This is a genomic window from Propioniciclava sp. (genome assembly GCF_029977985.1).
GTDB lineage: Bacteria > Actinomycetota > Actinomycetes > Propionibacteriales > Propionibacteriaceae > Propioniciclava.
In genome coordinates this window covers 1-13,296 of record NZ_JARKOT010000292.1, presented here as the reverse complement: position 1 = coordinate 13,296, position 13,296 = coordinate 1, and the positions used below count along the sequence as shown (strand labels likewise).

At 70.8% G+C, this 13,296-nt stretch carries 10 protein-coding genes; 8 read left to right on the top strand and 2 right to left on the bottom strand.

Going from position 1 to position 13,296, the window contains the following annotated elements; translation table 11 throughout:
* The first annotated feature begins 17 nt into the window (after positions 1–17).
* Positions 18–2,543 (top strand): DEAD/DEAH box helicase, encoded by a 2,526-nt coding sequence (locus Q1K57_RS15465; RefSeq protein ID WP_300084270.1) that lies wholly within the window; start codon positions 18–20, stop codon positions 2,541–2,543.
* Positions 2,544–2,569: 26 nt separating this feature from the next.
* Here Q1K57_RS15465 and nhaA read toward each other — a convergent pair whose 3' ends face one another.
* Both nhaA and Q1K57_RS15455 read right to left on the bottom strand, forming a co-directional pair.
* Positions 2,570–3,913, bottom strand: a complete 1,344-nt coding sequence (gene nhaA / locus Q1K57_RS15460) for a Na+/H+ antiporter NhaA (RefSeq protein ID WP_300084268.1) — start codon at positions 3,911–3,913, stop codon at positions 2,570–2,572.
* A 125-nt stretch (positions 3,914–4,038) separates the two neighbouring features.
* The gene (locus Q1K57_RS15455; RefSeq protein ID WP_300084266.1) at positions 4,039–5,064 is read right to left on the bottom strand and encodes a potassium channel protein; all 1,026 of its coding nucleotides are present in this window, start codon (positions 5,062–5,064) and stop codon (positions 4,039–4,041) included.
* A gap of 122 nt (positions 5,065–5,186) precedes the next feature.
* Between Q1K57_RS15455 and argC the strand changes: the two genes are divergently transcribed.
* The 7 genes from argC (at position 5,187) to tyrS (ending at position 12,738) form a co-directional block, all read left to right on the top strand.
* Positions 5,187–6,218, top strand: a complete 1,032-nt coding sequence (gene argC, locus Q1K57_RS15450) for an N-acetyl-gamma-glutamyl-phosphate reductase (RefSeq protein WP_300084264.1) — start codon at positions 5,187–5,189, stop codon at positions 6,216–6,218.
* The gene (gene argJ / locus Q1K57_RS15445) at positions 6,215–7,369 is read left to right on the top strand and encodes a bifunctional glutamate N-acetyltransferase/amino-acid acetyltransferase ArgJ (protein ID WP_300084262.1); all 1,155 of its coding nucleotides are present in this window, start codon (positions 6,215–6,217) and stop codon (positions 7,367–7,369) included. The genes argC and argJ overlap by 4 nt, the downstream gene beginning before the upstream one ends.
* Positions 7,366–8,268 carry an acetylglutamate kinase gene (argB, locus tag Q1K57_RS15440; RefSeq protein WP_300084259.1) on the top strand — a complete coding sequence of 301 codons (903 nt, stop codon included), beginning with the start codon at positions 7,366–7,368 and terminating at the stop codon, positions 8,266–8,268. The genes argJ and argB overlap by 4 nt, the downstream gene beginning before the upstream one ends.
* Entirely contained in the window at positions 8,265–9,455 is a 1,191-nt protein-coding gene (locus Q1K57_RS15435; protein WP_300084257.1) for an acetylornithine transaminase, read from the top strand. The genes argB and Q1K57_RS15435 overlap by 4 nt, the downstream gene beginning before the upstream one ends.
* On the top strand, positions 9,452–9,949 hold the full coding sequence (gene argR / locus Q1K57_RS15430) for an arginine repressor (protein WP_300084255.1): 498 nt from the start codon (positions 9,452–9,454) through the stop codon (positions 9,947–9,949). Before Q1K57_RS15435 ends, argR begins: the two co-directional genes overlap by 4 nt.
* Entirely contained in the window at positions 9,949–11,367 is a 1,419-nt protein-coding gene (gene argH / locus Q1K57_RS15425; protein WP_300084253.1) for an argininosuccinate lyase, read from the top strand. Before argR ends, argH begins: the two co-directional genes overlap by 1 nt.
* Before the next feature lie 105 nt (positions 11,368–11,472).
* A complete protein-coding gene (gene tyrS, locus Q1K57_RS15420; RefSeq protein ID WP_300084251.1) occupies positions 11,473–12,738 on the top strand; it encodes a tyrosine--tRNA ligase in 1,266 nt (421 codons plus the stop codon).
* Positions 12,739–13,296 lie beyond the last annotated feature (558 nt).

The following is a 13,296-nucleotide window of genomic DNA, read 5'->3' as shown; positions in this document are numbered from 1 at the left end:
GGAAGGATGGGTGGGCCATGCTCATCACCGACTTCCTGCCGCCCGGCGGCGGCGCCGACCCGGACGACCTCGAGACGGGCTTCGTCGCCTGGGCGACGGCGCAGGGGCTCACGCTCTACCCCCACCAAGAGGAGGCGCTGCTCGAACTCCTCGTGGGGGCCAACGTCGTCGTCACGACGCCCACGGGCTCCGGCAAGACGCTCATCGCCACCGCCGCTCACTTCGCGGCGTTCGCCCGCGGTGTGCGCACCTTCTACACGGCGCCGATCAAGGCGCTCGTCAGCGAGAAGTTCTTCGCGCTGGTCGACACGTTCGGGGCGGACAACGTCGGCATGGTGACCGGAGACGCGTCGGTCAACCCCGACGCCCCCATCGTCTGCTGCACCGCCGAGATCCTTGCCAACCTAGCCCTCCGCGAGGGGGCGGACGCCGACGTCGGGCAGGTCGTCGCCGACGAGTTCCACTTCGTCGCCGATCCGGACCGCGGCTGGGCCTGGCACGTGCCCCTGGTCGAACTTCCGCAGGCGCAGTTCCTCATCATGTCCGCCACCCTCGGCGACGTCACCCGCCTCGCGGCCCGGCTCACGGCCACCACCGGCCGCGAGACGGCCATCGTCGGGGGCGCCGAGCGGCCCGTCCCGCTCAGTTTCAGCTGGTCGCTCGAGCCCATTCACGAGACCATCGCCACGCTCGTCGAGACCCACCAGGCGCCCGTCTACGTCGTCCACGGCACGCAGGCTGCGTCGGTCGAGCGCGCCCAGGCGCTCCTCAGCCAGGGCATCCCGGACGCCTCCCGTCGTGCCGAACTGACCGACGCCCTGCGTGGGTTCGCCTTCGCCGGCGGCTTCGGCACGACGCTGCAGAAACTGCTCCGCGCCGGCATCGCCGTCCACCACGCCGGCATGCTGCCCCGCTACCGCCGCCTCGTCGAGCGCCTCGCCCAGCGCGGCCTCCTCGCGGTCATCTGCGGCACGGACACCCTCGGTGTCGGCATCAACGTCCCCATCCGGACCGTCCTCTTCAGCGCCCTCACCAAGTTCGACGGACGCCGCCAGCGTGTTCTCCGCAGCCGCGAGTTCCACCAGATCGCTGGGCGGGCCGGTCGGGCCGGCTTCGACACGGTCGGGTACGTCGTCGCCCAGGCGCCCGAGCACGAGGTCGAGAACGCCCGCATCCTCGCCAAGTTCGCCGACGACCCCAAGAAGCTCCGCTCGGTCCGCCGCAAGCAGCCGCCCACAGACTTCGTCAATTACACCGAGTCCACGTTCACCCGGCTCATCGAGTCCCAGCCCGAGGAGCTCCACCCCCGCCTGAAGGTGAGCCACGCCCTGTTGCTCAACCTCCTGCAGCGCGACGCCGACACCGGCACCGCCGTGCTGCGCCTCATCGATTCCACCCATCCCGACCCGGTCGGACGCCGCCGGCTCGTCAAGCGCGCCGCCCAGCTCGCCCGCTCGCTCGTGCGCGCGGGCGTCGTCGTGCGCCTCGACGAGCCGACCCCGGGCGGTCGCCACTACGCCCTGAACGTCGATCTGCAGCGCGACTTCGCCCTCAACCAGCCCCTCAGCGCGTTCGCCCTCGCCGCCATCGAGACCCTCAACCCGGACGCCCCCACCTACGCCCTCGACGTGGTCAGCGTCATCGAGGCGACGCTGGAGAACCCCATGGTCATCCTGCTCGCCCAGCAGTTCCGGGCCCGCGGCGAGGTGGTCGCCGAGCTCAAGGCCGACGGCGTCGAGTTCGACGAGCGCCAGGAGATCCTCGACGGCGTCACCTGGCCGCAGCCCCTCGGCGAGCACCTCGAACATCTCCACTCCCGGTACGCCGTCGCCCACCCGTGGCTCAACGAGACCCCGGTGTCACCGAAGGCGATCGTCCGTGACATGTACGCCCGCGGCATGACCTTCGGCGAGTTCGTCGCCCATTACAAGGTGCAGCGCTCCGAGGGTCTCCTCCTCCGCTACCTCTCCGACGCCTGGCGCGCCCTGCGCCAGACCGTGCCCGAGGCGTCCCGCACCCCCGAGTTGGCCGACCTGATCGCCTGGCTGGGCGAGGTCGTCCGCCTGGTCGACTCCTCGCTCCTCGACGAGTGGACGAAACTGGCGGGGCTCATGGGCGAGCCGGCGGCGTCCGGTGACGACGCCCCGCCGCCACCTGCCCGGCCCGTCACGGGGAACGAGCGCGCGTTCCGCGTGCTCGTCCGCAATGCCCTGTGGCGCCGCATCGAGCTCATGGCCGCAGACGACCTCGACACGCTCGCCGCCCTCGAAACGGGCCAGCAGGTCATCATGACCCGCACCGATTGGGACGCCGCCCTCGACGCCTACTACGCCGAACATGACGAGGTCGGCACGGACGCCGACGCCCGCGGTCCCCGGTTCTTCGTGGTCGAGGAGCGGGGCCGCACGTGGCAGGTCACCCAGATCGTCGCCGACCCGGCCGGCAACCATGATTGGGCGCTGCACGCGTGGGTCGACCTCGACGAGTGCGACGCCGCCGGCGAGTTGCTCGTCCACACCACCGATCTCTCCCGCCAGGACTGAGGCCCTCGGCACGAAGGCCCGCACCCTCAGGCTCGGCGGGGATCGTCCGGCGCGGTGTCGAACGCGTCCGGGACGCCGTCGGCGTCGGCGTCCGCCACCTCGGCCAGGGCGAGCCGCCGGTAGCGCCGGTTGCGGGGCACGAGGACGACGGCCGCGGCCAGCGCGGCGACGACCGATGCGACGAGGACGCCCACCTTCGCGGCATCGTTGTAGGGGCTGCCAAGTCCGAAGCTGAGCTCGCCGACGAGGAGCGACACCGTGAACCCGATCCCGGCCAGCAGGCCGACGCCGGCCAGGTCGATCCAGCGCAGGGACGCGTCGAGCGACGCGCGGGTGAAGCGGGTCATGATGAAGGTCGCGGTCACGATGCCGAGGGGCTTGCCCAGCACCAGTCCGCCGATGATGCCGAGCGCGACCGGCGTCCCGATGGCGTGCGCCAGACCGCCGAGCCCGCCCACGGCGACGCCGGCGGAGAAGAAGGCGAACACGGGCACCGCGATGCCGGTCGAGAGGGGCCGGTACAGGTGCTCGAAGGTCCGGGCCAGGCCGGGGCCGTCGCGGCCGTCCTTGCGCAGGACGGGGACGGTGAATCCGAGCACCACGCCCGCGATGGTCGCGTGGATGCCCGACGCGTGCAGGAAGGCCCACGCCACGAAGCCGAGCGGCAGCAGGATCAGCCAGGGCGCCCACCGGCGGGTGGCGAAGAATGCGGGGAAGCGCTGCACGAGGCAGGCGTACCCGGCGACCGGCAGGACGAACAGGAGCAGCGGCGTCAGGTGCACCTCGGCGGTGTAGAAGAGGGCGATGATGAGGATCGCGATGAGGTCGTCCACGACGGCGAGGGTGAGCAGGAAGACGCGCAGGGCAGCGGGCAGGTGGGTGCCGATGAGGGCGAGCACGGCGACGGCGAACGCGATGTCGGTCGCCGCCGGGATCGCCCAGCCGCCCAGCGACGTCGGGTTGGCCAGGTTGATCGCGGCGTAGATGAGCGCGGGCACCGCGACGCCGGCCGCCGCCGCGACCATGGGCACCGACGCGCGTGCCGGATCGCGCAGGTCACCGGCCACGAACTCGTGCTTGAGCTCCAGCCCCACGAGGAAGAAGAACACGGCGAGCAGCCCGTCGGCCGCCCAGTGGCCGATGGTCAGGCGGAGGTGCCAGGGGTCGAAGCCCACAGGGGTGTCGCGCACCGCGAAGTAGCCGTCGGCCAGCGGTGAGTTGGCCAGCACGACAGCCAGCAGCGCCGCGACCATGAGCAGCAGACCGCCGGTCGTCTCCTTGCGGAGGATGGCGCCGACGCGGAGGAACTCACCGTAGCTGCCGGGCTCGAGGATGCGTCGGCGGCGCGCGGGGGTCGGTGGTTGGGTCATGCGGGTCCGTTCGGGTTGTGGTTCGTCGTCACGGGAGATCCTCCCGGCCGACCAGACTTCCCGGCACTCCAGCAAAGCAGTTTACTGTCCGGCGCCGGCTTGTGGCCACCCGGACGCCGTCGAGGTCAGCCTTGCGCCGCGTCGGCGAGGGTGCCGATCTGGTCGCTCGGACCGGACACGATGAGTCGCATGCCCGCTCCGAGCGCACGGTCGTCGGGTGGGCTCGCAGCGTAGGCGCGCGGCCCGGTCATGATGGCGAGCGTGAACACGCCGAGGGCACGCAGGTCGCCGACGGTCCGGCCGATGAGCGGGCTCGCAGGCCTGATCTCCAGTTCCTCCATCGAGAAGGTCGGCTGGCCGGGGGAGAGGGCCTGGTCGATGAAGTCCACGACGCCGGGGCGCAGCGCGAGTTCGATGATGCGGCGTCCGGCCATCACATAGGGCGAGACCGCACGGTTGGCACCTGCTTGGCGCAGCTTGCTGACGACGGAGGCTGTTCCGGCCCGGCCGATCAGGAACAGGTCGGGGTTGAGCGCGCGGGCGGTGAGGGTCACGAACACCGAGTTGGCGTCGTTGTCGATACAGCTGACGAGCACGCGGGCGCGTTCGATGCCGGCTCGGCGCAGCACGTCGTCCGTGGTGTAGTCGCCGTGCACGAAGAGGAAGCCGGCGGTGGCCGCCCGGCCGAGGGATTCCTCGTCGACGTCGGAGACGACCACGTCCTGACCGGCCGCGCGCAGTTCCTCGGACACCTGGGCGCCCACGCGCCCGAACCCGCACACGATCACGTGCCCACTGAGCAGGTCGATGCGTTTCTGCATGCGTCGTTCCTCTCTCCGGCCGCTGGCGATGTCGGCCAGCATCGTCTCGGCCACGACTCCCACGGTCCCGAAGATCAGGACGACCGCCGCCACGGACAGAGCCATGGTCCAGATGAGCCCGGGCGGGTGCATGGGCTCGATCTCGCGAAACCCGACGGTGGCCAGGGTGTTCACGGTCATGTAGAGCGAGTCGAGGAAGGTCCAGCCCTCCAGCAGCATGTAGCCGACCGTGCCGACGAGCGTGACCGCTGTCGCGGCGGCGATCCAGAGCGCGAGCGTGCGTTGCGGCCGCCGCAGTGGCCGGAAGACCCTCCGCTGGGTCGCGCTCACGAGGTCATGGTAGGGCGCGGTCTTCGCGCTGGAGGCGTCCCTGGCCCAACCCACCCGCTCACACCTCGGACGCCGCCGGGGTCGATTGGCATAATCATGCGAAGTCGTGCATGATCATGCGCATGACGACACGGATCGCGGTTGCCGGCTGCACCGGCTACGCCGGGGGAGAGATCCTCCGCCTGCTCAGCGTGCGCGACAACATCGAGATCGGCGCGCTCACGGCCAAGTCCTCCGCCGGCTCCCGCCTCGGCGAGCACCAGCCTCATCTGAGCTCGCTCGCCGAGAAGGTCGTCGCCGACACCACCGTCGAGAACCTCGCGGGTCACGACGTCGTCTTCCTCGCCCTGCCCCACGGCGCCTCCGCCGAGGTGGCGGCGCAGTTGGACGCCGACGTGCTGGTCGTCGACGCCGGCGCCGACTTCCGGTTGTCCTCCGCCGACGACTGGCAGCAGTTCTACGGGACGCCCCACGCCGGCACGTGGCCCTACGGCCTGCCCGAACTGCCCGGCCAGCGCGCCGTGCTCGCGGGCACGAAGCGGATCGCCGTCCCGGGTTGCTTCCCGACGACCGTGACGCTTGCGCTCGCCCCGGCCATCGTCGCCGGCCACACCGACGCCCACGACACGGTCGTCGTCGCCCCCACCGGGCCCTCCGGCGCCGGTAAGGCGCTCAAGCCCCACCTTCTGGGCGCCGAGCTGATGGGGTCGGCGTCCGCCTATGGGGTCGGCGGCGGCCACCGCCACACGCCCGAGATGCTGCAGAACTTCCGCCTCCTCGGGGCCGACAACCCGACCCTGTCGTTCACGCCCGTGCTGGTGCCGATGTCCCGAGGCATCCTCGCGACCGTCACGGCCCCGCTCTGCGGGTCAGCCTCGGCGGGCGACGTCCGCGCCGCCTACGCCGACTTCTACGCCGACGAGCCCTTCGTCCACCTGTTGCCGCAGGGGCAGTGGCCGATGACGCAGTCCGTGCTGGGCAGCAACCACGTTCAAGTGCAGGTGACCGTCGACGAGGCGGCGGGCCGCATCGTGGCGGTCGCAGCGCTCGACAACCTCACGAAGGGCACCGCGGGCGGTGCCGTGCAGTCCATGAACATCGCCCTCGGCTTGCCCGAGACCCGGGGCCTCACCGCGTGGGGAGTCGCACCGTGAGCGTCACCGCAGCCAGCCAGTTCACCGCCGCCGGGATCAGCGCTGGCATCAAGGCCACCGGGAAACCCGATCTGGCCCTCGTCGTCAACACCGGCCCCCACCGGGTAGCCGCCGGCGTTTTCACCTCGAACCGCTTCCAGGCGGCGCCCGTGGTCTGGTCGATCGACGCGTTGGCCGACGGCCGGCTCGACGCGGTCGTCCTCAACTCCGGCGGCGCCAACGCCTGCACCGGCCCCGACGGCCTGGTCGACGCGCGCACCATGGCCGAGCTGACGGCGTCCGCCGTGCACACCAGCCCCGACAAGGTGGCCGTGTGCTCGACCGGCCTCATCGGCGTCCGGTTGCCGATGGACGCCGTCGCGGCCGGCATCTCGACGGCGGCGCACGCGCTGAGCCCGCAGGGCGGCCCGGACGCCGCGCGCGCCATCATGACGACCGACACCGTCAGCAAGCAGGCCGTCGTCACCTCCGAGGCCGGCTGGACCGTCGGCGGCATGGCCAAGGGCGCCGGCATGCTGGCGCCGGCTCTCGCCACGATGCTGGTCGTCGTCACCACCGATGCCGTGATCGACGCCACCGACGCCGATGCCGCCCTCCGGAAGGCGACCGGCCTCACCTTCGACCGCACGGACTCCGACGGCTGCATGTCGACCAACGACACGGTCATCCTGATGGCCAACGGGGCGTCGGGTCACGCCCCCGATATCGATGAGTTCACCCAGGCCCTCACCGGCGTCTGCGGGTCGCTCGCCCGGCAGCTCATCACCGACGCGGAGGGCGCCAAGCACGACATCGAGATCCTCGTCACGCACGCCGACTCCGAGGCGGACGCCCTCGACGTGGCCCGCGCGGTGGCCCGCTCGAACCTGTTCAAGTGCGCCATCTTCGGCGACGACCCCAACTGGGGCCGCGTCCTGGCCGCCGCGGGCACATCGAGTGCCACGTTCGACCCCGACCAGGTGAGCGTCAGCTTCAACGGTGTCACCGTGTTCGCCCAGGGTGCCCTCGGCGAGGACCGGTCGCTCGTTCCGCTCGTAGGGCGCGACGTGCTCGTCGAGATCGACCTGGGCGCCGGCGATGCCAGCGCCACCCTCTGGACCAACGACCTCACGTACGACTACGTGAAGGAGAACGCGGAGTACTCCTCATGAGCCCGAACCTCATCCGCACGACGGCCGCGCAGACCGCGGCGTACGAGAAGGCCGGCGTCCTCGTCGAGGCGCTGCCGTGGCTGGAGAAGTACGCCGGCACGACCATGGTCATCAAGTACGGCGGGAACGCGATGACGAGCCGCGTGCTGCAGGAGGCGTTCGTCTCCGACGTGGTGTTCCTGCGGCGGTGCGGCGTCCGGGTGGTCGTCGTGCACGGCGGCGGGCCGCAGATCAGCGCGATGCTCAAGCGCGTCGGGCTGGTGTCCGAGTTCAAGGGCGGCCTGCGCGTGACCACGCCGGAGACCATGGAGGTGGTCCGTATGGTGCTCGTCGGCCAGGTCGGGCGCGAGCTGGTCGGCCTCCTCAACGCGCACGGGGCCCTGGCCGTCGGCATGTCCGGCGAGGACGCCAACCTCTTCACCGCGCAGAAGCGCTCGGCGGTCGTCGACGGAGAGCAGGTCGACCTCGGGCTCGTCGGCGAGGTGGTCGGTGTCAACACGGCGGCGATCGCCGACATCATCGACGCGGGCCGCATCCCGGTGGTGGCGACCGTCGCCCCGGACGCCGACGGCGACGTCCTCAACGTCAACGCCGACACCGCGGCTGCGGCACTGGCGGCCTCGCTGGGCGCGGAGCGCCTCATCGTCCTCACCGATGTCGAGGGTCTGTACGCCGACTGGCCGAACACCGACTCGATCATCGCCGAGATCACCACCACCGAGCTGCGCTCGCTGCTGCCCTCCTTGTCGTCCGGCATGATCCCCAAGATGGAGGCCTGCCTCGCCGCGGTGGACGCGGGCGTCCCGCTGGCCACGATCGTCGACGGGCGGCAGCAGCACTCGATCCTGCTGGAGATCTTCACCGACGAAGGGGTGGGAACGATGGTGGTGCCGGCATGAACGACCAGGCTCGGAACACCGACCTGCTGGCCCGCTACGGCTCGGCCCTCATGAACACGTTCGGGACGCCACCGCGCGTCCTGGTGCGTGGCGAGGGTCCGTACGTGTGGGACGCCGACGGCGTCCGCTACCTCGATCTGCTCGGGGGGATCGCGGTGAACGCGCTCGGGCACGCCCATCCGCGCCTCGTGGCGGCGCTCGCCGACCAGGCGGCCACGCTGGGGCACGTCTCGAACCTGTTCACCAGCCCGCAGCAGATCGACCTGGCCGAGAAGCTGGACGCCCTCGTCGCGGGCGATTCGGGCCTGGCGGCCCGCGTCTTCCTCTGCAACTCTGGCACCGAGGCCAACGAGGCCGCTCTCAAGGCGACCCGCCGCACGGGCCGCACCCGGGTCATCGCCATGGAGGGCTCGTTCCACGGCCGCACGATGGGGGCGCTGTCGCTCACTGCGACGGCGGCTTATCGCGAACCCTTCGAGCCGCTGCCGGCGGGCGTGTCGTGGGTGCCGTACGGCGACGCGGACGCCCTCGCGGCGGCCCTCGACGACACCGTGGCGGCGGTCGTCGTCGAGCCGATCCAGGGCGAGTCGGGAGTGGTCGGACCGCCCGAAGGCTACCTGGCGCGGGTCCGCGCGCTGTGTGACGAGCACGGGGCACTGCTGTGGCTCGACGAGGTGCAGACGGGCATGGGCCGCACCGGCAGGTGGCTCGCCAGCCAGGCCGACGGGGTCGTCCCCGATCTCGTCACGCTGGCGAAGGGCTTGGGGGGCGGCGTCCCGATCGGGGCGTGCGTCGGGCTGGGGGCGGCGGGGGAGCTGCTGCAGCCGGGCCACCACGGCACCACGTTCGGCGGCAACCCCTTGGCGTGCCGGGCGGCCCTCGAGGTGATCGACGTCATCGAGTCCGAGGGGCTGCTCGCCCAGGTCGCCGAGACGGGCGCCTGGCTGGCCGCTGCGATCGAGGGTCTCGGCCTGCCACAGGTTGCGCACGTGCGCGGGCGGGGGCTGTTGCGCGGCATCGTGCTCACCGAGGACATCAGCCGCGAGGTGGCGCTCAAGGCGCTCGGCGACGGCTTCTTGGTGAATGCGCCCCGGCCCGACGTCATCCGGCTCGCGCCGCCGCTCATCATCACGCGCGCGGAGTTGCAGCCGTTCGTCGATGCCCTGCCCGGCTGGGTGGGGGCGTGAGCGAGCGCGCGGTGCCGGCGTCGAAGGCGGCCCGGCAGGGGCGGATCGTCGAGATCCTCACCCATGCGACGATCCGCTCGCAGACCGAGTTGGCCGAGCGGATGGCGTCCGACGGGTTCGCCGTGTCGCAGGGGACGCTCAGCCGCGACCTCGCCGACATCGGCGCCCTGCGCGTCCGGACGCCCGCCGGCGACCTCGCCTATGTGCTCCGGGAAACCGAGCCGGCGGACGCCACTCGTGCCGAGGGTCGCCTGGCCCGCCTGCTGGGGGAGTTGCTGCTGTCGGCCGAGGCGTCAGCCAACCTCGTCGTGCTCAAGACGCCGCCGGGAGCGGCCCAGTACCTCGCGTCCGCGATCGACCGGGCCGGCGTGGACGCGGCCCTCGGTACCATCGCGGGCGACGATTCGATCCTGCTCGTCAGCCGCGATCCTGCTGGCGGCGACGCGCTCGTGGACTACCTGCTCGGCTTGGGCGAGCGGGGCAAGGAGGCGTGATGACCGAAGCATCGGCCGGCGAGGGGCGACTGTGGGGCGGCCGGTTCGCCGGCGGTCCGGCGGAGGCGTTGTTCGCCCTCAGCAAGTCCACCCAGTTCGACTGGCGGCTCGCCCGCCACGACCTCGCCGGCTCGCGCGCGCACGCCCGTGCTTTGCACCGCGCCGGGCTGCTCACCGACGAGGAGCTCGCTGGCATGCTGGCCGGGCTCGAGCAGCTGGACGCCGACGTCGCGTCGGGCGCCTTCGTCGCCGCGGACACCGACGAGGACGTGCACGGTGCCCTCGAGCGCGGGCTCATGGAGCGCGTGGGTCCCGAGTTGGGCGGACGCCTGCGCGCTGGCCGGTCCCGCAACGACCAGATCGCGACCCTCATCCGGGCGTATCTCCGCGAGGAACTGCGCGGTGTGGCGTCCGACGTCCTCGACCTCGTGGACGCCGTGCGGGGCCAGGCCGAGGCACATCTCGGCGCCCCCATGCCAGGGCGGACGCACCTGCAGTCGGCGCAGCCGGTGCTGCTGAGCCACCATCTGCTGGCCCACGCCTGGCCGCTGCTGCGTGACGTGGACCGGCTCCGCGATCTGGACGCCCGCCTCGCCCTGTCGCCCTACGGGTCGGCAGCGTTGGCGGGCACGTCGCTCGGCCTCGACCCCGACTTCGTGGCCGCCGAGTTGGGCTTTGCCGGCTCGGTGCCGAACTCGATCGACGGGACGGCGGCCCGCGATCTGGTGGCCGAGGCAGCCTTCGTGCTGGCGATGATCGGGGTGGACCTGTCGCGGATGAGCGAGGAGATCATCCTCTGGTCCACCGTCGAGTTCGGCTTCGTGACGTTGGACGACGCCTGGTCGACCGGGTCGTCGATCATGCCGCAGAAGAAGAACCCCGACGTGGCCGAACTGGCCCGGGGCAAGGCCGGACGCCTCATCGGCAATCTCGCCGGCCTGCTCACGACCCTCAAGGGTCTGCCTCTGGCGTACAACCGGGATCTCCAGGAGGACAAGGAGCCCATCTTCGACGGTCTCGACCAGCTGCGGGTCCTGCTGCCGGCGGTGACGGGGATGGTGGCGACGCTGGAGTTCCACACCGAGCGTCTCGCCGAGCGGGCTCCGCAGGGCTTCTCGCTGGCCACCGACGTGGCCGACTGGCTGGTGCGCCGGCGCGTCCCGTTCGCGCAGGCGCACGAGATCTCCGGCGCGGCGGTGCGGTACTGCGAGAGCCACGGCATCGACCTGACGGAGCTGACGGCGTCCGATCTGGCCGCGATCGACCCGAGGCTGGGCGAGGGTGTGCTCGAGGTGTTGAGCGTGACGGGCTCGATCGACGCGCGCGACGGCCGCGGCGGCACCGCCCGGGCGCGGGTAGCGGAGCAGCTGGCCGAGGTGGCCGCCGTGACGGCTCAGGGCCGGGCCTTCGTGTCTTGACGGTTAGTCGGGACCGCCCGCTGGTCGAGAACCCGCGCCGGTCGAGCTCGCCGAGACCGTGGCCCCGTCCAGCCGACGACAGCCTGCACGCTAACCTTGCTGCTCGTGAACGCAGTGATCGAAGAACTCTCCTGGCGCGGGCTGATCGCCCACTCGACCGATCTCGGAGCACTCGCCGAGCATCTCGAGGGTGAGTCGCGGCAGGCCTATGTGGGCTTCGATCCGACGGCGCCGAGCATTCACATGGGCAACCTGGTCCAGATCATGGTGCACCGGGCGCTGCAGCGGGCCGGCCATCGGCCGTTTCTCCTCGTGGGTGGCTCCACGGGCCTGATCGGCGATCCGAAGCAGGCGGGCGAGCGCGTCATGAACGACGCTGACCTGGTGGCAGGCTGGGTCGAACGCATCCGGTCGCAGGTTGCGCGGCTGATCGACCTCGACGGCCCCCACGCCGCGACGGTCGTGAACAACCTCGACTGGACCCGCAGACTCTCCACCCTCGACTTCCTGCGCGACGTGGGGAAGCACTTCTCGGTGAACAGGATGCTCGACCGCGAGGTGGTGCGGTCGCGGCTGGAGTCCGGCATCAGTTACAGCGAGTTCAGCTACGTGCTCCTCCAATCGCTCGACTACCGAGAGCTGTTCCGCACCTACGGGGTGACCCTCCAGACGGGCGGCTCCGACCAGTGGGGCAACATCACGGCGGGCGTCGAGCTGATCCGGCGGTCGGAGGGCGAGCGGGTGCACGCCCTCGCGACACCTCTGCTCACCAAGTCCGACGGTGTCAAGTTCGGCAAGACCGAGTCGGGCACCGTCTGGCTCGACCCGGAGATGACGTCTCCGTACGCGTTCCACCAGTTCTTCCTGAACGCGGAGGACGCCATGGTCGTCGACTACCTCAAGGTCTTCAGCGAGCGACCCCGCGCAGAGATCGAGGACATCGCGGCCCAGCAGGCCGAGAAGCCCTACCTGCGCATCGCGCAACGCGCCCTCGCCGACGACATCACCGACCTCGTCCACGGGGTGGAGGAACGGAGGTCGGCCGAGGCTGCTGCCGCGGCCCTGTTCGGCCGCAGCGAACTGCGCGAGCTGGATGCGCGCACCCTTGCCGCCGTCGGCAAGGAGCTGGGCGCCCCGGTGCTCACGGTGAGCCACACTCTCCCCACCGTCATCGACGTGCTGGCCGAATCGGGCGTCGTCGCGTCGCGCTCCGCTGCGCGACGCGCGATCGAGGAAGGCGGCGCCTACCTGAACAACGCCAAGGTCACCGATGTGGACGCCGTCGTGACGGACGCCGACCTCCTGGCCGGCTCGTGGCTCGTCGTGCGGCGTGGCAAGAAGACCGTCGGGGCGGTCCAACTCCAGCGTTGACCCCCGGCGTCGAACCAACTCCGGTGCCGAGGCCGTTGAGTCGCTGGCAACGGATGACGCTGGATCACCGCCCGCGACACGCCCGGGCCGCGCGTCGGATTTGATCTGGGCGTGGAGCGCCTGTAATGTTTACCAAGCCCTCGGGGGAACCGGACGGGCCGGCCGTCTCACACAGGTGGCCGGAGCGGACGGGTCCGAGTGGCCGACCAACCCACCAACGACCATCTCATCCTCGCAAGAGGCTTGTTCGGCGTCGGCTGTCGCAGGAAGCAAATGAGTCGATTTGACTCGCTGAATGTGACTGACTAAGGTTGTTCGAGTTGCCCCGCACGGCGAGGAGAAATCCGAACCGAGCGGTTGGTGGTGGAAGTTTGAGATCTCAACAGCGTGCTTAGGTCAATGCCAGTTGGCCTGCCATTTTTTGGTGGGTCTGTTTTTTTGCACTGACAACGGTTTTGTTGTTGGTGTCCTCGTCGCCTGCTTTGGTGGGTGATGTTTCTTTGAGATGATTGCTGGCCCTTTTTTGTGGGGTTGGTTTTTGTCAGGTGGGTTTTTCAT

Coding starts and splice junctions, on each gene's coding strand:
- nhaA (WP_300084268.1), bottom strand. CDS start 3,913: ATGACCCAACCACCGACCCCCGCGCGCCGCCGACGCATCCTCGAGCCC.
- argB (WP_300084259.1), top strand. CDS start 7,366: ATGAGCCCGAACCTCATCCGCACGACGGCCGCGCAGACCGCGGCGTAC.
- Q1K57_RS15435 (WP_300084257.1), top strand. CDS start 8,265: ATGAACGACCAGGCTCGGAACACCGACCTGCTGGCCCGCTACGGCTCG.
- Q1K57_RS15465 (WP_300084270.1), top strand. CDS start 18: ATGCTCATCACCGACTTCCTGCCGCCCGGCGGCGGCGCCGACCCGGAC.
- argC (WP_300084264.1), top strand. CDS start 5,187: ATGACGACACGGATCGCGGTTGCCGGCTGCACCGGCTACGCCGGGGGA.
- argH (WP_300084253.1), top strand. CDS start 9,949: ATGACCGAAGCATCGGCCGGCGAGGGGCGACTGTGGGGCGGCCGGTTC.